The organism is Roseibium sp. (assembly GCF_048260565.1).
GTDB lineage: Bacteria > Pseudomonadota > Alphaproteobacteria > Rhizobiales > Stappiaceae > Roseibium.
In genome coordinates this window covers 52,524-69,087 of the sequence record NZ_JBLXGP010000018.1, presented here as the reverse complement: position 1 = coordinate 69,087, position 16,564 = coordinate 52,524, and the positions used below count along the sequence as shown (strand labels likewise).

Here is a 16,564-nt window from a genome sequence, read left to right as displayed (position 1 = left end):
CGGCTTCGGCGGTTCCGCCATGGCCGTGAGGGCCGAAGACCTTTTACGCTTTTCAGCCGCTATTACAGCTGCGCGTCCGGAAAATCGTGCCAGCGCTTGATTTTCCAGCCGTCCGGACCTTTCACCAGCCAGCCTTCATAATTCAGGCTCGACACGGCTGTGAAGGACTTGCCGTCCTTCGCATTGGTCAGCAGCCCAACGACACTGACATGTGCCGTGTTGGCGGTCTGTTCCAGGAACAGGATGTTCGACATCAGATGACGGCGCACATTCCCGGACGTGCTGAACTCCTTCATCCGCTCCCGCCAGAACGCGTGGAAACCCTCCCCCGTGAACGAGAGCGCCTTTTCGCCCGGCACTCCGGCGACGAACACCGCGTCCGGGGTGAACAGGCTGAACCAGGCATCGGCTTCGTAGTTGTCGTAGGCAAACGAATAGGCGTAGATCTGATTGGCAATCGCCGCACGGTCGGCCGCATTGAAACCCGTGTCGCCGGGGTTCGTGGCCGGCGCATAGGAGTGAAGCGCCTTGACGTCATCGGGTGCAAAGGTTGATCCCTTCGGCGGTGCCGTCTGAGCCAATGCGACACCGGAGGAAGAAGCGACGAGTTGAGCCGCCAGGGCCCAGAATACGATCTTTTTCATGTTTCTCTCGTAGGGTTGTCATGCTGTCCCGACCCCTCGCCCTCACAGGAAGAACGCGGATCGAGACAGCCCGTTCGACAGCATCCAGGCAAACCGCTACTGCACAGTATGAGAGGGTAGCTTCTGGACCTTGGTAATGGCAGGCGGAGCCCATTTTCCGATGAGCGCCCCAGGCCGCGGCGCGTAAAGACGCATCGTCACGTTGAACCCGCCCTCAGGTGCCGGCAGCCAGTTGGCCTCCTTGTCCGCACCAGGGCTTTCGTTCTGGAAATAAAGATCGAGCGACCCGTCCGGATTGCGCTGCAGCGGCATCCAGCTTGAGAGCGCGAACCGGTTCAGGCTGTTTGCGACCTGATAGCCGTGATTATCGTAGATCGTCACCGACCAGAAGGCGTCGACGGGCGGAATGTCGGATGGCTCGAAATGCAGGACATAGTCGTTGGCCCCGTCGAGCGGGTTCCCGTCACCATCGGTGAGCGCAATTGGGTAGATCGCATCCTCCGGCAGATTGGCCCCGAGACCGAGTTGAGCGATGACCGCACGCTTTAGGTAATTGGTTCCATAGACCCCAATGTTGTCGATATCCATCGACCATTTGTTCACCTCATTGGCGATCCGGGGGCTCTTCCATGCCAGCAGGTGCTGAGCGGTCTTGGGCGCGGCCTCGAGCGCCGCCTTGACGACGGGATCAGCGTTGTCGAAATCGAAGCTCTTCCCTTGCTCGAAGCCCAGACGCTCCATGCGCGCGAGAATCGGCTGATCGGTGTCGTGGGGCGGCTCGACCTTGAAGATGTCGGCAGCATAGGTGAAGTAGTCCTTTCCGGCCATTGTGTCGACCTGGGCCTTCGGGGGCGTCTTCGTGTCGACGGTGGGATCCGGCGAGAATGCAGGTGCTTTCACCTCCTGCCCCCACTTGGACAGGGGAGATATCTTGAAGCCGTCCTGGATTTTGTGAACGGCGTCATAGTCGGACGGTCCGTCGGTCTTGGTACGTCCGATGATCCAGACATGCGACGTCGGAGCGTCGATCCTCCGGGTTCCTTCCGGAAGGCCCAGTTCCTTGGCGAAGTCCTTGCCCAGGTCCGGCCGCCATTCGGGGCGGGCCACCAGGAAATGCGCCGCCGCAGTGCCGGTCGTTCGCCATCCGGGAGAGGCGAAGACATCCGTCCACATGTCAAGCATGGGGAGCAGGTAATAGCGCCCGCCGGTATCGGGCACGGAGATGACCATTGGTCCCTCGGTCAGGTCGAGAAACGTGGACGTATAAAGTGTATCGAAATTGGGGCGGACCACCGACTTTTCGTCCGCGGTCGGATAGGCTCGGACATTTCTGAACCAGTTCTGCACGCCGCCGAACGCATTCTTGGCCGGATCCAGGCTGAGCAACTGCCGACGCGTCAGATCCATGGTGACAAGCGGATAGAAGTAGAGGTAGGCCTCCACGGCAATAGCATTCGCCTCTTTTTGTGTGAGATCCTGGGCGTATGCCACGCCATTTCCCCACACCACTGTAGTCGCCAACAAGGCTCCTGCAATCGTGGCTCTCAAGTTCATTCATGCCTCCTGGTTCAAAAGTCTCCACCCATGCCGGCATCCAATGGCATGGTGTCGCATCAAAACATGTCCGGGCGCTCCGTCTGGGAGCCCGGTAGTCCGCCGGACGATGAGACCAGCGAGGCCTTCCCGCTTTGCATTTCGCGCCATCGCATTTGTCGGAGATGCCGCGGAGCACCGCGTTACGCCTGAAACCAACTGCAGACTACGGCATTTTCGCGAGGCTGTCTGAGGCGTCTGCCGGGTCGGCAACGATTGGGTAACCAGGAAATGAAACGGGAACCGGAATACAGAGGCTGAAGGCGCACCACTTGGACATGTTCGAAGTAAGGAAGAACACCAGCATTGAAACCTGCAAAGCAGGCGTTTCAAGTCCCGGAAACGCTTCCAAGCAAAGGCGTGATAGCTGACGAGGCGCCGGGAGTATATTTCGAGGTGTGCGGAGACCCGCCGGCCTTGTGATCGGCGAAGCGCTGTTTCAGGTCGCCGGTAATACCGATTCAGGTTTGGTCTGGAAAAGAAATACTACGCAGCAGATAGACGTCGTAGACAGCCCGTCCCCCTTTCGCTTTCAGCTTCGGGCGACACCCTTCGCATTTTTGTCCGGGTAGCTTTCCGATCCCAAACCGAATGCCGTTTGGGTGGCTCGCCACCCGAAGCTCTAAGAGCGAAGGGTGGTGCTGAGGAGAGGAGAAACTCGGAACAAAGCCAGAGCTCAAGTAGCCCGAAGGGCGATAGCTCAAATAAAAATGGTGCGGTCGAGAAGACTCGAACTTCCACGGGTTTTACCCCACAGCGACCTCAACGCTGCGCGTCTACCAATTCCGCCACGACCGCAAAATTTTCCCGGCGCCGGTCGGCGTCGAGGCGCCTCATGTAGCAAATCGGATTCTGCTTAGCAAGTGCGCTTTTCAGAATAATTCACAACAGCTAAAGAGCCGCTCAAAGCGGCCCGTCGGTCCGCATGGGGCGGACCTCGGGACTGCGCATCAGCACCTCGGTGATGGAGATCCCGACCCGCTCTCCGAGCAGGACCACCTGCCCTTTTGCGACCAGTGTGTTGTTGGCGTAGATCGATACGTCCTCGTCCTCGCGCACGTCGAGATCGATCACCGCGCCGCGGCCCATGCGCAGGAGCTGATGCACCGGCATTTCCGAGGACCCGAGAACGACCGAGATGTCGACATTGATTTCATCGAAGGTGGCCATGACAGCCTTCCGCCTATATGAGAGTGATGCTGCGCGCGAACGAGGATCTTAACGAAACCTTAAGCCCCATTCACAGCGCAAATCGTTAACAAAAGCTTAAAGCACCCCATGTCCCATCCGGAACGCGAAAGCCTCGCCCACGACTTTCATCCCCAGGTTTCCAGTCCGCCGGTCGAGTGGGTCGTTTCCGACGATCTCGTCGGTTACGAGGAAGCGGTTGCGGAAATGGAGGTCCATGTGGCCCGGATCAGCGCGGGCACCGGCGAGGAACGGGTCTGGCTGATAGAACATCCGCCGCTCTACACCGCAGGCACCAGCGCGAACGCCGGCGACCTTGTCGCCCCCGACCGGTTTCCCGTCTTCAAGACCGGGCGCGGCGGCCAATACACCTATCACGGCCCCGGCCAGCGGGTCGCCTACGTGATGCTGGACCTGAAGCGCCGGCGCCAGGACATCCGCGCTTTCGTGGCCGCACTCGAAGCCTGGCTCATCAACACGCTCTGGCAATATCACATCCGCGGCGAGCGCCGCGAGGACCGGGTCGGCGTCTGGGTGCGCCGTCCGGAGCGGGGGCTCAACGTGGAAGACAAGATCGCCGCGATCGGGATTCGCGTCCGTAAATGGGTCACTTTCCACGGCATCAGCTTCAACGTGGACCCGGAACTGGAGCATTTCTCCGGCATCGTCCCCTGCGGCGTCCAGGACCACGGCGTCACCAGCCTTGTCGACCTGGGCATCCCCGTCTCCATGGCCGAAAACGACACAGTCCTGCGCGCGGAGTTCGAGAAGATTTTTGGAGAGACGCGGGCGGTGGAGTGAGACCTACAGCCAGTTCTCAGGTTTTCGGCCGCCATATACGACCGTCACAATCCGTATCCCGCAGGGCATGGGCTCGTAGACGATGACATAGCTGCCCTCGATCAAAATGCGGGCGGTCGGGCTCAATTCCGGGCGGGGAGCGCCCATTTCCGGTTGTCCTGCCGCCAGTTCGATCTTGTCGAAGAACCGTCGCAGCAAATTATCGGCAGCCGCCTCATTATCCGCTGCAATCTCGTGCCAGATACCGCGAATATCCTGTTCCGCGCGAGGACTTAAAACAAAGTCAGCCACGCGACCGGGCTTCCGCCTTCAACTCCGCCAACAAAGTATCTGCATCAACCGATCGGCCTTCACCGCTGGCCATTCCTTCATCATACGCCTTTTTCAGACGCGCCATTTCCAGCTTGCGCAGTTCCTCGCGCTGCTCCCAAAGGCGCAACGCATCCCGCACCACCTCGCTGTTGGAGGCATACGAGCCGGATTTCACCGCATCCTGCAGCTGCGCCACCTGATGCGGAGAAAGGGAAATGGTCAGTGTTTTCATGGGTTCCGCCTTCATAGGTGAAGTATGGCAGTCCTAACAATTTCTAACAAGAATTATTAGCCAGACTGAAGCGCCAACTCCGCGCTCCATTGTCTTCCTCGTGAAAGTGGGGCCAGTATTCCGTGAGGCCGATTGCTTGAGCAGAGGCTCTTACGGCGTTCGCCCGGGACGGCAACCTGAGGATGGAACGCGCGCCCTAAGTCCCATACTTGCCATTGCTTTCCATCCGGGCTTCGAACCTAATATTCCCATGGGAACATCATTCACAGAGTTTGCGGGTTATGGGTTTTGGGCCCGCGATAATCATGTAGCAGTCTGGCTTTGCCTTTTGGTCCGGCAGATTGACAAGGAAAACGATGGAGTTGAATGGAAGCACGAACTCCGGCAGCAATTCGTGGAATCGGGAACCGCCTATCCGCCAGGATGTGTCTATACCGGCTTGGACAAATTCATTGATAACAATGAAAAACGAGAGTGGATGATCACGTTAAGCTGGAAAGCTTTTAGGGAGCTGGATGCGTTGAAAGGCTCGATAACTATCGAACAGCTTAGAGCCCTAAGTGAAATGAAAGGTAATTGGGAACCGCATGTAACAAACTCCGAGCCGGTTTCGATAACTTTCTATCGCGAATTCGGAGAAAAATGGATCAAGCTGCTCGAAGGCAATTTTGAGACAAAGACAGATCCCGAGTGGAATGACATCGTCGTGAAGTTCCACGACTTCAACAGTCGGCGTGGCTGAAAACTAATCCGCTTCCCCGGAAGCCGCCACCGCTTCCACGAATTCCCGCAGTTTTCCCATGCCGCCCGGAGCCCAACCGAGCACCTTCAGCTTGCCCGGCTCCATGACCCCGACAGGACCGGCCGCCCGGGGCGGCAGCGCGGTTTGACAACCCGTCGCCTCGGCAAAGAGTTTCAGCAAATCCTGCCGGTCGAGCAGCAGGTCTGAGACGTTATAGACCTCGTAAGGCACTGCCCGCTCATCCACCTTTTCCAGAACGAGCAGAACGGCAGCGGCGAGATCGTCGCCGTGTACCTCCGTACCCACGCGCGGCATCACGGTGGCACCGTTCCTGAAATTGGAGAAAAGCTCAGACCACTTGTGGGTGGCAGCCCCCGGCGGCAGGCCGTAGATGCCGGTCGCGCGCAAGGTGGTTCCGAAAAAATGCTCAATGCACAGCGCCCGCAGCGCCTCTTCGCCCGCCAGTTTCACCTGGCCGTAGAGCGTATCGGGACGCACCTGGGCTGTCTCCGTCAGCACTTCCCACTGGCCGTTATCCGCGTAGACCGCCCGGCTCGACAAGAACACGCAATGGCGCACCCCGGCCGTCTTCGCCGCCTGGAACAGCTTGCGCGTGCCGTCCACATTGGCAAGCAGGAAGCCGGCCGGATCGTCGCCCTCCCCGCCACGGTACCGGCCCGGCACATGCGCCAGCGCGCAATGCACCAGTGCATCGGCGGCCGGCAGATCGATATCAGGGGCAGACAAGTCCCAGGCGATGAACGCAATCCGGGGATCCTCCGGCTGCGTGCGCCCGAGAAATGACACGGCGTGCCCGGCCTCAAGCAGGCCGGCGGCGATGAACCGCCCGAGCGCGCCGGTCCCGCCGGTCAAAAGCACATGCATTACGGAGTTTCTTTCTTGAGGCCGGAAGGTCCCGGCAGCGCGCCAATGTCGTCGGGAATGCCTTTGCCGGTATAATACGCCTGCCACAGGTCGATCAGCGGCTGAAGGTGTTCCGCCTTCGGATTGTCCGCCTGCCAGGGCTTTTCATACTGGAAATGCAGCACGCGGATTTGCCCCCAGTCCCAGAGATCAGGCAAGTTGAACCAGACATATTGCAGCATGTTGCAGAAGACCGGCAGACCGTGCCAGTCGGGAAAAAAGCTCTCAAGGAAGGTCTGGTCGGTCCGGCGCCAGAACACATCCGGCTGGTCCAGCTCCGCCATCATGCGCGCGAAGGTCGCCCTGGACGGCCGCGCGGTGAAGACACCGCTGTTCATGCGGTGGAAGTCGGCAAGCGCCTCGTAAACATTGGGCGCGGCGCAGAACTCGGGATAGCCGAACAGCTTGTCGCAACTCTTCAACACGATGGCATCCGCATCGATGAAGACCACGCTCTCGTAATCCTCCAGCTGCCACAGCCTCAGCTTGACGAAATTGTCGAGCGGCGTGTGGAACACCGGCTTGCCGCCCTTGGTGAAGGGGGCAGCCTGATGCAGCCGTCCGCGCTCATGGCGCTCGTTAAAGGCGGCGGATGTGGGCAGGCGTTCGCAGGCGCCGAGCCGTGGCGAGAATTCGCGCAAGGCGTCCAGATCCACTCCCTCCACGCCGGGGGTGTGAAGCACCACCAGATCGGCCTCTGTCCCCGTCCGGCGCAGCGAGCGCAACAGGGCGACCGCGCCGGTCACATAGTCCGGATTGGTGACAAGGGTCACATAGGCGTGGGCGTTTCGGGCCGGTTCTTCAAATACCGGCCCGATATCTTCGACGGGCATGAATTCAGGATACCGAGCGCAGGCGTGGGTGTTCCGGGTCTTTTTCCACCTCTTTGGCGATTTCCTTGGTCCAGGCGGACACGGCCGGAACGCGGCTGCGGTCGACGCGATAGGCGTATTTCTTCGCCACATCGACCACTTCGGAAAGAAGCCCTTCGGCCAGCGTGATCGGCTCCAGGCCAAGCTCCAGGAACTGGTCGTTCTTCACCACCAGATCGTTTTCCGGCGCTTCCTTGCGCGGGTTTGGCAGCCAGGCGATCTTCGCACCGGTCATCTTCGAAATGAGTTCCGCCAGATCCCGCACCCGGTGGGTTTCCGTCATCTGGTTGAACACCTTGACCCGGTCGCCCTTCGCCGGCGGGTTCTTCAGCGCCAGTTCGATGCAGCGCACCGAATCCTGGATATGGATGAAGGCCCGCGTCTGGCCGCCGGTGCCGTGCACCGTCAGCGGATAGTCGATCGCCGCCTGGATCAGGAACCGGTTCAGGACCGTGCCGTAATCGCCGTCATAGTCGAACCGGTTGATCAGCTGTTCGTGGCGCCGGGTCTGCTCGGTGTGCGTGCCCCAGACGATGCCCTGGTGCAGGTCGGTGATCCTCAAGCCGTCGTTCTTGGCGTAGAACTGGAACAGGAGCTGATCCAGACACTTGGTCATGTGGTAGATCGAGCCCGGATTGGCCGGATAGAGGATTTCCTGGGAAACCGTCTCCCCTTCCATGGTCTCGATGCCGACCGGCAGATAACCCTCGGGAATGGCGGCACCCACGGTCGAATAGCCATAGACGCCCATGGTCCCCAGGTGAACGAGGTGGGCGTCGAGATCAAGCTCCACCATGGCATTCAGCAGGTGGTGGGTCGCATTGACGTTGTTGTTGACCGTGTAGTTCTTGTGCCGGTCCGATTTCATCGAATAGGGCGCGGCCCGCTGCTCGGCGAAATGGATAATCGCGTCCGGCCGCGCCTCGGCCAGCCATTTCTTGAAGACTTCGTAATCGGAAGCGATGTCGATCAGGTGGAAATGGATCTTGTTGCCCGTTTCCTGCTTCCAGATCCGGGTGCGCTCCTGGATGGAATCCATCGGCGTCAGCGACTGCACGCCAAGCTCGGTATCGATCCAGCGCCGGCTCAGATTGTCGATGATGTGAACTTCGTGGCCCAGATCGGACAGATGCAGCGACGTCGGCCAGCCGACAAACCCATCTCCACCAAGAACAGCAATCTTCACGATCATCTCCTTCGATCAAACACTTGTGCGCCGACAAGCCGGCTTACAATCCGAGTCCCACGGTAAACGACATTTGCGTGTGAATAACATGACAAGGGAATCTCACACGTGGAAAAGCTTAGGAAAAATAACGGGACGCCGCCAGAGGCGAACCGCCGGGCGCTGAAAAACCTTGCGAAAACCAAGCTGGCACCGAGGCCGATGATGGTGCAGCGGCAACGCCAGGCGATGCTCAATACGTATCCCGAACTTCGAAAGGCCCGGGCGGGATTGCCTTCTCTCCAATGACTTCCACCTCAAGCACCCTCGCGAACCGGGGCCCCTCCCACGCAACTGCGAGCATGGCATCGACGCTTGCTTCCTCTCCGCAGAACAAGGCTTCGACTTCCCCGGAACGGCGATTACGGACCCAGCCGGACAGAGCGCGTTCGCTCGCGGCTTGTGCGCACCAGGCGCGATAGCCGACACCCTGCACCCGGCCGCGGATGATCGCCCGAACGCATTTGTCTGCAGCTGTCATGGGTTTCCCAGCCCGCCGTTGACCGGCGGAAGCATTCTGATTTGCACCGAAGAATTTCAGTTTATCATAAAGCACCCGCGTACGCAGGCATCAGGCGACGAAAACCCGGTTCCGCCCCACTTCCTTGGCCCGGTAGAGGGCCTTGTCGGCCCTCATCAGAGCCGAGGAAACCGTCTCGTTCGGTTCGAGAGCCGCGACACCGATGCTGACATGATAGGAAAGCACCACGCCGCTTTCGCTGAAGATGCTGTTCTCAATTCTCCGCCGGATGGATTCCGCCATGGCGGCGGCCTGGTCGAGATCGCAATCCCTGAGCAGGACAAAGAATTCCTCGCCCCCGGCCCGCGCGAAAAAATGCCCTTCGCTCAGGTGCTCGCCCAGTTGTTCAACCAGATGGCAAAGCGCGCTGTCGCCGACCGCATGGCCATGCTGGTCGTTGATGCTCTTGAAATTGTCCACATCGATCACGAGAACGGCCAGACCGGCCCCGTTTTCCCGGGCTTCCGCTTCTGCCACCCCGGCCGACTTGAAAAACTTGCGCCGGTTGAATGCCCCGGTCAGGTGATCGAACTCGGCTGCGAGCCGGAGCTGTTCTTCCAGTTCTTTGCGCTCGGTAATATCCAGCATCGCGCCTGCAAGACCGTTCACTTGTCCGGTGGACGGATCACGCGTCACGGCCTTGTTGAACATCACATGACGTTTCTCACCGTTCGCATAGCACACTTCGGCCTCGTAGAACTGGGAGCCGCCTTTTTGCATCAGCTTTTCGTCGGCTTCCTCGTATACTTTCGCAAGATGCTCGGGCGCGACGTCATAGACGCTGGCCCCTTTGATCTTCTCGGCCGGGAGACCGATAAATTGGGTGAAGGCGACATTGCAGCCGCTGTAGATCCCCTGCCTGTTCTTGAAGAAGATCGGCGAGGGAAGATTGTCGATCGCGGCCTGAAGAATGTCGCGTTCGCCCTCCAGCCGGGAGACCGCCTCTTGCATACGGCCGCGGACAGCGGCGGCCCTTTCCGCCCTTCGGAGCGGCAGATCGAGGCGATCTGGCCCCGTTTCGCTCACGACATCGTCCGCTCCCAGGTCCAGCAGGCGCGGTGTCCATCTGCCACCCAGACCTTCGCGAACATAGGCGATCACGTAGCAGGCATCCCCGACCCCGGCACGAACCTGGCGAAGCATTGTACCGGCATCGTCCGGCGAAACCGAAACGATGCAGATCCGAAGATCGTCAACCGGAGAAATCGAGGCAATATCAAGAGGCAGGAGACGATAGCGGGTCGGAACGGCAGGACGAGGCTCTTGCGGCTTGCCGAAATAGCCGACGGTTTTAGGCGCTGTGCCAGCGCTCACCAGTTCCTTTGCCACACTCGTCATCGACATCCAGAATCCCGAAGTCCGTAACGCATTTTACTTAGGAAGAACTCGATAACATTTCATTACGTCAGGGCACGAATCCCGGCTGAGACTGCGCAAAAACATAAATTCCGATTAGCGATTTCTCACCGGCGACAACCTGTGGAATTCATGTAGGCAACCGCCTCAACTTGTGGCGACCCAGGCTTCCAGTTCCTGCGGACGATCGAAAATCGCTTCCGGATGCTCCGCCTCCAGTTCCGCGCGGCTGCCGTAGCCCCACGTGACGCCCAGCGCGGCGACTTTGTTGGCCTTGGCCCCGATCAGATCGTGCTTTCGGTCTCCCACCATCACGCAGTCGGTTGCAGCAATGTTTTCCTCCTCAAGGATATAGGCGATCAGGTCCGCCTTCGCGGAGCGGGTGCCATCCAGTTCCGAGCCGTAGACCTTGCCGAAATGCGGCGTCAGGCCGAAGTGCTCGATGATCCTGGCCGCATAGGCATGAGGTTTCGAGGTTGCCACGAACATCCTGCGTCCGCTGGCGTCCAGATCGGCCACAAGGCGTTCGATACCATCGATGATCGTGTTTTCGAACAGCCCTTCCGTGGTGTAACGCTCCCGGTAGAGGGCGACCGCCCGATCCTGGACCGCCTTGTCTTCGCTTTCCAGGAGAACGCCGAAACTTTCCCACAACGGCGGTCCGATGCACCAGCGCAGGTCTGCAGCTTCGGGAATGCGGGACGCCCCCATCTTGTCCAGCGCATACTGGATGGACCGGGTGATGCCGATAAAGGGATCCGTCAGCGTACCGTCCAGATCGAACAGAAGTGTGGAATAGGTCATAAAGGCCCGATAGACGACAGAGCTGAAGAAGACGTTTATACCGCTCTGTATACCGCCGCACCGGCCAGGAAAAGCCTATACGATGTCACAGGTCCGTTGACGCGGAGCTTGAGGCAGAAACGGCAAGGCGGCCCGAACATTGACACACGCGCCGCATCGAATTCCGTCGGCTACGAAAACTCAGCTGAATTCCATGATCACCGCGTCGACGGCAAGACTGTCCCCCGCCTTCGCCTTGATCGCGGACACGGTACCGTCCCGTTCGGCTCTGAGCACGTTTTCCATCTTCATGGCTTCGACGATCGCCAGCTGTTCGCCGGCCTTGACCTCCTGGCCCTCTTCCACGGCGATGGAAACAACCAGGCCCGGCATCGGGCAAAGCAGCATCTTGGAGGTATCCGGCGGCAATTTTTCCGGCATCAGTGCATCGAGTTCGGCCATGCGCGGCGTCATGACCTTGGCAATCACCGAAAAGCCCTGCCAGTCGAGGCGATAGCCGCCCAGAACGGGACGGACCTGGACGACGACGGAGCGGTCGCCGACAGACCCGCTCCAGAGCGCTTGCCCGGGAGCCCAGTCCGACTCAACCGTGGTGACCGGTCCGTTCCCGATCGCCACATCGATTTCGATCGGCGTCCCCGGGTAGCCGGCAGCCAGGCGGATCGGCACATAGGACTTGTCGATCCCGACCACCCAGTCCTCCCGGACAGCCCCGGAGTGAGGCCGCAGCCGACCTGGAAGATGATCCAGCCGTTCCCGGTTGAGCGCGCCCATGGACAGGGCAACGGCCGCCAGAACCCCACGAGCCTCATCATCCGGTTCGGAGGGAAAGAACCCGTCCGGATATTCCTCGGCGATGAAGCCTGTCGCCAGTTCGCCGGAGCGCCACCGCGGATGGTTCATGAGAGCGGTCAGGAACGGGACATTGTGCTGGATACCATCCACATAGAAGGCGTCCAGCGCTTCGCTCATGGCGTCGATGGCTTCGTCGCGTGTCGGCGCATGGGTGATGAGCTTGGCGATCATCGGATCGTAGAACATGGAAATTTCCGAGCCCTCGACCACACCGGTGTCGTTGCGGACCGTAACCCCGTCTCTGCTGCTTTCCTCCGGCGGCGCGTAGCGCACCAGCCGGCCGATGGAGGGCAGGAAACTCCGGTAAGGATCCTCCGCGTAAATACGGCTTTCCACCGCCCAGCCGTTCAGCTTGACGTCCTTTTGTGCGATCTCCAGCTTCTCGCCGGCAGCCACCCGGATCATCTGCTCCACAAGGTCGATCCCGGTGATCAGCTCGGTAACGGGATGCTCCACCTGCAGGCGAGTGTTCATTTCCAGGAAATAGAAGCTCTTGTCCTGACCGGCGACGAATTCCACGGTGCCCGCGCTGTCATAGTCTACGGCCTTGGCCAATGCGACGGCCTGCTCGCCCATCTTGCGGCGCGTTTCCTCGTCGAGAAGCGGCGACGGCGCTTCCTCGATCACCTTCTGGTTCCGGCGCTGGATGGAACATTCGCGCTCGCCCAGATAAATGGCGTTGCCGTGCTTGTCGCCAAGCACCTGGATTTCGATATGGCGCGGGTTCTCGATGAATTTCTCGATGAACACCCGGTCATCGCCGAAGGAAGATGCGGCTTCCGACTTGGAACGGGTGTAGCCGTCGCGGGCTTCTTCCGCATTCCAGGCAATGCGCATGCCCTTGCCGCCGCCCCCGGCGGAGGCCTTGATCATCACCGGATAGCCGATGTCCTCGGCAATCTTGACCGCGTGGTCCGGCGATTCGATCACACCGAGATAGCCCGGAACCGTGCTGACCTTGGCCTCGTTGGCGAATTTCTTGGATTCGATCTTGTCGCCCATCGCCGTGATGGCGCGGGGGTTCGGGCCGATGAAGACGATGCCTTCCTTGGCGAGCATTTCCGGGAAACTGGCCCGCTCCGACAGAAAGCCGTAGCCCGGATGCACCGCTTCCGCACCGGTTTCCTTGCAGGCTGCGATGATCTTTTCCGGAATGAGGTAGGATTCGGCAGCCGCCGCCGGGCCGATGTGGACCGCCTCGTCCGCCATCTCCACATGCAGCGCATCCCGGTCGGCATCCGAATAGACCGCCACGGTCTTGATACCCATGCGCCGGGCGGTCTTGATGACCCGGCATGCGATTTCACCACGGTTGGCAATCAGGATCTTGGAAAACATGCAAACTCAGCCCGTTTTTTATCGTTCAACGTTTGTATGTGCAGGCCGCGCCGCGTGCAACATATCCAAAAGATGGGCCACCCCTCGCAAATGCCGGAAAAACAGGCTGCGCGACACAAACGGTCGGGTCCGTCTAAAGTCGGGAAACCTTCCAGAAGCAAAGTCATATAATCAATTTTAACAGATTTCAGCTCTATTGCTTCGATCTCGGGAGGAAAACCTATGATCGATCCGCGAAAACTCGCAATCGTTTTAATAACCGCTCTGATACCGGCGTCCGCTACTGCGGCCGATATCGGCAAATGGCACAGCGGAACGGTTCAGGGCTTTACGAAATACTGGACGGCCAACAGCGACGGCTCTCATTTCACGATCTGGTGCAAGGCACAGAAGAACCGTCCGGTCAGCCTGATCAGCATCGGTATCGGAGGTCATCCCGCTCCGCCTAGAAAGAGGGTCAGAATCGTCATCGGTCGCACCCTCGTCAAGCTGACCGCGGACAGCAACGGTTACCTGCCGACGGACTGTCCAACATGCGCGGACAATTTCGTCTACCTGTGGAATCGCCTCAGATCCTCAAGCTACCTGTCGGTTCTGTTCGACGACGACCGCCAGGCCGGGTTCTCCCTCGATGGGGCCATGGACATATTGCCGGGCGGGGTCTGCTCTCCGGCAACCTGAGGATAACCCGCCTCCGGCGCGCCCGGATATTTTTGACCGGGGGACTCGCTTTTCGCAAATGAAGCCTCTAAGCCCGTCGCAGCGCCTCCCTCCCTGAGGCCCTCTGACGGAAGATCAAGCGCCATGGATGCGATCCACCTCGAAGACCTCGCTTTTTTTGCCTATCACGGCCTCTTTGCCGAAGAAGCAAAGCTCGGCCAGAGGTTCCACATCGATCTGACCTGCTGGGTGGACCTTCAGAAAGTCAGTGAGACCGACGAATACGCAGACACCGTCTGCTATGCCTCCCTGGTCAAGACGGTGGAGACCGCCGTCACGGAAACCCGCTTCAAGATGATCGAGCGGCTGGCCGCGCAGGTGATCGAGGCGATTTTCGAATCTGATGAACGCATCCAGAAGATCAGGATCCGCGTTCACAAGCCCAGCGCGCCGCTTCCGGTTCCGACCGGAAAAGTCAGCGTCGAACTGCTTCGGGACCGGCCGTCGCGAAGCTGACCGTCATCGGCTCCGGGTCCGCAATCTCTCCATCTTGTCGCTTTTCTGTAGGACTGCTCTATTTCAGGAATGACCTGCCGTCATTGGCGCTGTATCTGGAGGCACGCATGCGGTCCCTTGCGAAAATCATTGCGATTACCATTTTCACTATCCCGGCATTGAGCCAGGTTGCCCAGGCGCGTCCTGACCTGAGACGAATGACCTGTTCACAGGCCCAGCACATGGTCCAACGCAATGGCGCTGTCGTCTTCACGACCGGGCAATACACCTTTTCCCGCTATGTCGCGGATGTTCGCTACTGCGACCGGGGACAACTCGCCTATCCCAAACTCGGCCCGACCCGCGACAACCCCAGATGCCTTGTCGGCTATGAATGCCGGGAGCCTCTGTTTTCGCCCTGGGATCGCTGAGGACGCGCGGGATACATTCGTGCCGATCGAAGCAGGCGCGGGCATTGCTGTCTTCCCTTGGGACCCTGCCGCCCGGCTTTCATCGACAGCCTGAATAGATTTTTGCGCACCTGACCGTTTTCGTGTTTTTGGGAGGCTCTCATGAAGTCCACGACGAAGATCGCTTCGATCGCTTTCTGCATTGTCCTTGCATCTGGCCAGTTCGCTCTTGCCCGACCGGATCTGCGACGCATGACCTGCCATGAGGCACAGCAGATGGTGAAGCGAAACGGTTCAGTCGTCTTCACGACCGGGCCTTACACCTTCTCACGCTATGTCTCGGACCGACGCTACTGCGACAGGGAACAGGCCACCTTCCCCCAACTCGGCCCGACCCGGGACAATCCGAAATGCCTTGTCGGGTTGGAATGCCGTCAGCCGCTGTTCAGCAACTGACGCAATCAGATCGGGGCTTCAGGCTGTCAACCAAAGCCCGTCAGTCAGGACTGCACGCCTTTACCGTGTTTGAAGCAGTATATTATCTGATAAATTTATCCTCCGGCTCAAAATTTAAAAATGTAAGTTTTTATTTACTATATAAATGACGATAAAATTTAAAAGATTTTCACCAAGAACCCAAGTTTACTCTTCCTATACGTCAATAAGATATAAATGAGCCCAGAATCGATCAATTGAGCTTGGGCAGATGAAAAATTTATACGGCTCACTTCATGGACGTTCCGCCGGAACATTTTCGTCAGTTCTATTCGCAACAATTATTGTAGCCCTTTCCTCTTTAGCACATGCAGGTGAAGAAAAGGCCGAGCTGGTCATCGGCGGCACCGGAACCGCGCTTGGCGGCATGCAATTGCTGGCCAAGGCATTTTCTGAAGATCATCCCGACATCAAAACGGTCGTTCTACCGAGCCTCGGCTCGGGCGGCGGCATAAAGGCGCTCGACGCCGGAAAGGTCGCATTGGCCTTCAGCGCTCGACCGCTGAAGCAGGAAGAGCGCGCGAAAGGTCTTTCCGCCATCCCCTACGCCCGGACCCCCGTCGTCTTTGCGGTCCACAAGAAAACGACCTTTGACCGTCTCGAACTCGAAGACCTGCTGGCCATTTATTCAGGCGCCACGTCTTCATGGCCAGACGGCACGCCTTTACGCCTGATCCTCCGTCCCGAACATGACAGCGATACCAGGCTCCTGCGCGGCCTCTCGCCGGAAATGGATGCGGCCGTCACGGAAGCCCACAGCAGAAAAGACCTGTTTATCGCCTTGAACGACCAGGACAACGCGGCCGTTTTGGAAACGGTACCCGGATCTTTTGGGATGACGACGCTGGCCCAGATCCTGAGCGAAAGCCGGAATCTCAAGCCGCTCATCTTCAACGGCCAGCTTCCCTCTCTGGAGGCCGTGCAAACCGGCAAGTATCCCCACTTCAAAAGCCTATACCTGGTGGTCGGGAACGCCCCGTCCGAACCGGCAGAAGCCTTTAGAGCCTTTATCTTCTCCACGACGGGCCGGAACATCCTTTCGGCAACCGGCCATATAGTCGCTGACCCGGATCGGTAATTTCGGATGGGAACCCACAG

The 16,564-nt window shown here is 59.2% G+C and carries 19 protein-coding genes and 1 tRNA gene; 7 read left to right on the top strand and 13 right to left on the bottom strand.

Features of this window, described 5'->3' with window-relative positions; all coding sequences use genetic code 11:
• Positions 1 to 62: 62 nt before the first annotated feature.
• The 4 genes from ACN0SO_RS25565 to ACN0SO_RS25550 form a co-directional block, all read right to left on the bottom strand.
• Positions 63 to 644 carry a nuclear transport factor 2 family protein gene (locus tag ACN0SO_RS25565; RefSeq protein WP_417682459.1) on the bottom strand — a complete coding sequence of 194 codons (582 nt, stop codon included), beginning with the start codon at positions 642 to 644 and terminating at the stop codon, positions 63 to 65.
• Positions 645 to 740: 96 nt separating this feature from the next.
• The gene (locus ACN0SO_RS25560; RefSeq protein ID WP_417682457.1) at positions 741 to 2,198 is read right to left on the bottom strand and encodes a DUF1254 domain-containing protein; all 1,458 of its coding nucleotides are present in this window, start codon (positions 2,196 to 2,198) and stop codon (positions 741 to 743) included.
• 750 nt (positions 2,199 to 2,948) lie between these two features.
• A tRNA-Leu gene (locus ACN0SO_RS25555) sits at positions 2,949 to 3,035 on the bottom strand.
• A gap of 105 nt (positions 3,036 to 3,140) precedes the next feature.
• A complete protein-coding gene (locus tag ACN0SO_RS25550) occupies positions 3,141 to 3,407 on the bottom strand; it encodes a FliM/FliN family flagellar motor switch protein (protein WP_417682455.1) in 267 nt (88 codons plus the stop codon).
• 108 nt (positions 3,408 to 3,515) lie between these two features.
• On the opposite strand from ACN0SO_RS25550, the gene lipB reads away from it, so the two are divergent.
• Positions 3,516 to 4,226 carry a lipoyl(octanoyl) transferase LipB gene (gene lipB / locus ACN0SO_RS25545; protein ID WP_417682452.1) on the top strand — a complete coding sequence of 237 codons (711 nt, stop codon included), beginning with the start codon at positions 3,516 to 3,518 and terminating at the stop codon, positions 4,224 to 4,226.
• 3 nt (positions 4,227 to 4,229) lie between these two features.
• Here the strand turns inward: lipB and ACN0SO_RS25540 are convergent, their stop codons facing one another.
• Together ACN0SO_RS25540 and ACN0SO_RS25535 are read right to left on the bottom strand one after the other, a co-directional pair.
• On the bottom strand, positions 4,230 to 4,517 hold the full coding sequence (locus ACN0SO_RS25540) for a type II toxin-antitoxin system RelE/ParE family toxin (protein WP_417682450.1): 288 nt from the start codon (positions 4,515 to 4,517) through the stop codon (positions 4,230 to 4,232).
• On the bottom strand, positions 4,510 to 4,770 hold the full coding sequence (locus ACN0SO_RS25535) for a type II toxin-antitoxin system ParD family antitoxin (RefSeq protein WP_417682448.1): 261 nt from the start codon (positions 4,768 to 4,770) through the stop codon (positions 4,510 to 4,512). The genes ACN0SO_RS25540 and ACN0SO_RS25535 overlap by 8 nt, the downstream gene beginning before the upstream one ends.
• A 136-nt stretch (positions 4,771 to 4,906) precedes the next feature.
• Between ACN0SO_RS25535 and ACN0SO_RS25530 the strand changes: the two genes are divergently transcribed.
• Positions 4,907 to 5,512, top strand: coding sequence for a hypothetical protein (locus ACN0SO_RS25530; protein WP_417682446.1), 606 nt, complete (start codon positions 4,907 to 4,909; stop codon positions 5,510 to 5,512).
• A 3-nt stretch (positions 5,513 to 5,515) separates the two neighbouring features.
• On the opposite strand, the gene ACN0SO_RS25525 is transcribed toward ACN0SO_RS25530, so the two are convergent.
• The 7 genes from ACN0SO_RS25525 to ACN0SO_RS25495 all read right to left on the bottom strand — a co-directional run bounded on the left by ACN0SO_RS25525 (position 5,516) and on the right by ACN0SO_RS25495 (position 13,406).
• Positions 5,516 to 6,397 (bottom strand): NAD-dependent epimerase/dehydratase family protein, encoded by an 882-nt coding sequence (locus tag ACN0SO_RS25525; protein ID WP_417682444.1) that lies wholly within the window; start codon positions 6,395 to 6,397, stop codon positions 5,516 to 5,518.
• Complete coding sequence (locus ACN0SO_RS25520; protein WP_417682442.1) at positions 6,397 to 7,269, bottom strand: glycosyltransferase; 873 nt, start codon at positions 7,267 to 7,269, stop codon at positions 6,397 to 6,399. Before ACN0SO_RS25520 ends, ACN0SO_RS25525 begins: the two co-directional genes overlap by 1 nt.
• Positions 7,270 to 7,273: 4 nt before the next feature.
• Positions 7,274 to 8,494, bottom strand: coding sequence for an NAD-dependent epimerase/dehydratase family protein (locus tag ACN0SO_RS25515; protein ID WP_417682441.1), 1,221 nt, complete (start codon positions 8,492 to 8,494; stop codon positions 7,274 to 7,276).
• Positions 8,495 to 8,726: 232 nt separating this feature from the next.
• Positions 8,727 to 9,014 (bottom strand): acylphosphatase, encoded by a 288-nt coding sequence (locus ACN0SO_RS25510; protein WP_417682439.1) that lies wholly within the window; start codon positions 9,012 to 9,014, stop codon positions 8,727 to 8,729.
• Positions 9,015 to 9,104: 90 nt separating this feature from the next.
• On the bottom strand, positions 9,105 to 10,397 hold the full coding sequence (locus ACN0SO_RS25505) for a diguanylate cyclase (RefSeq protein ID WP_417682437.1): 1,293 nt from the start codon (positions 10,395 to 10,397) through the stop codon (positions 9,105 to 9,107).
• 159 nt (positions 10,398 to 10,556) lie between these two features.
• Positions 10,557 to 11,213 carry an HAD hydrolase-like protein gene (locus tag ACN0SO_RS25500; protein ID WP_417682435.1) on the bottom strand — a complete coding sequence of 219 codons (657 nt, stop codon included), beginning with the start codon at positions 11,211 to 11,213 and terminating at the stop codon, positions 10,557 to 10,559.
• Between the two features lie 180 nt (positions 11,214 to 11,393).
• A complete protein-coding gene (locus ACN0SO_RS25495; protein ID WP_417682434.1) occupies positions 11,394 to 13,406 on the bottom strand; it encodes an acetyl-CoA carboxylase biotin carboxylase subunit in 2,013 nt (670 codons plus the stop codon).
• Positions 13,407 to 13,628: 222 nt separating this feature from the next.
• Here ACN0SO_RS25495 and ACN0SO_RS25490 point away from each other — a divergent pair, with 222 nt between their 5' ends.
• The 5 genes from ACN0SO_RS25490 (at position 13,629) to ACN0SO_RS25470 (ending at position 16,544) form a co-directional block, all read left to right on the top strand.
• Positions 13,629 to 14,087: a hypothetical protein gene (locus tag ACN0SO_RS25490; RefSeq protein ID WP_417682432.1), complete on the top strand. Its 459-nt coding sequence runs from the start codon at positions 13,629 to 13,631 to the stop codon at positions 14,085 to 14,087.
• A 123-nt stretch (positions 14,088 to 14,210) separates the two neighbouring features.
• Positions 14,211 to 14,582 carry a dihydroneopterin aldolase gene (gene folB / locus ACN0SO_RS25485; protein WP_417682430.1) on the top strand — a complete coding sequence of 124 codons (372 nt, stop codon included), beginning with the start codon at positions 14,211 to 14,213 and terminating at the stop codon, positions 14,580 to 14,582.
• A gap of 107 nt (positions 14,583 to 14,689) precedes the next feature.
• Positions 14,690 to 14,992, top strand: coding sequence for a hypothetical protein (locus tag ACN0SO_RS25480; protein ID WP_417682428.1), 303 nt, complete (start codon positions 14,690 to 14,692; stop codon positions 14,990 to 14,992).
• A gap of 141 nt (positions 14,993 to 15,133) precedes the next feature.
• Positions 15,134 to 15,427: a hypothetical protein gene (locus ACN0SO_RS25475; RefSeq protein WP_417682427.1), complete on the top strand. Its 294-nt coding sequence runs from the start codon at positions 15,134 to 15,136 to the stop codon at positions 15,425 to 15,427.
• Between the two features lie 250 nt (positions 15,428 to 15,677).
• Positions 15,678 to 16,544 carry a substrate-binding domain-containing protein gene (locus ACN0SO_RS25470; RefSeq protein ID WP_417682426.1) on the top strand — a complete coding sequence of 289 codons (867 nt, stop codon included), beginning with the start codon at positions 15,678 to 15,680 and terminating at the stop codon, positions 16,542 to 16,544.
• Positions 16,545 to 16,564: the final 20 nt, after the last annotated feature.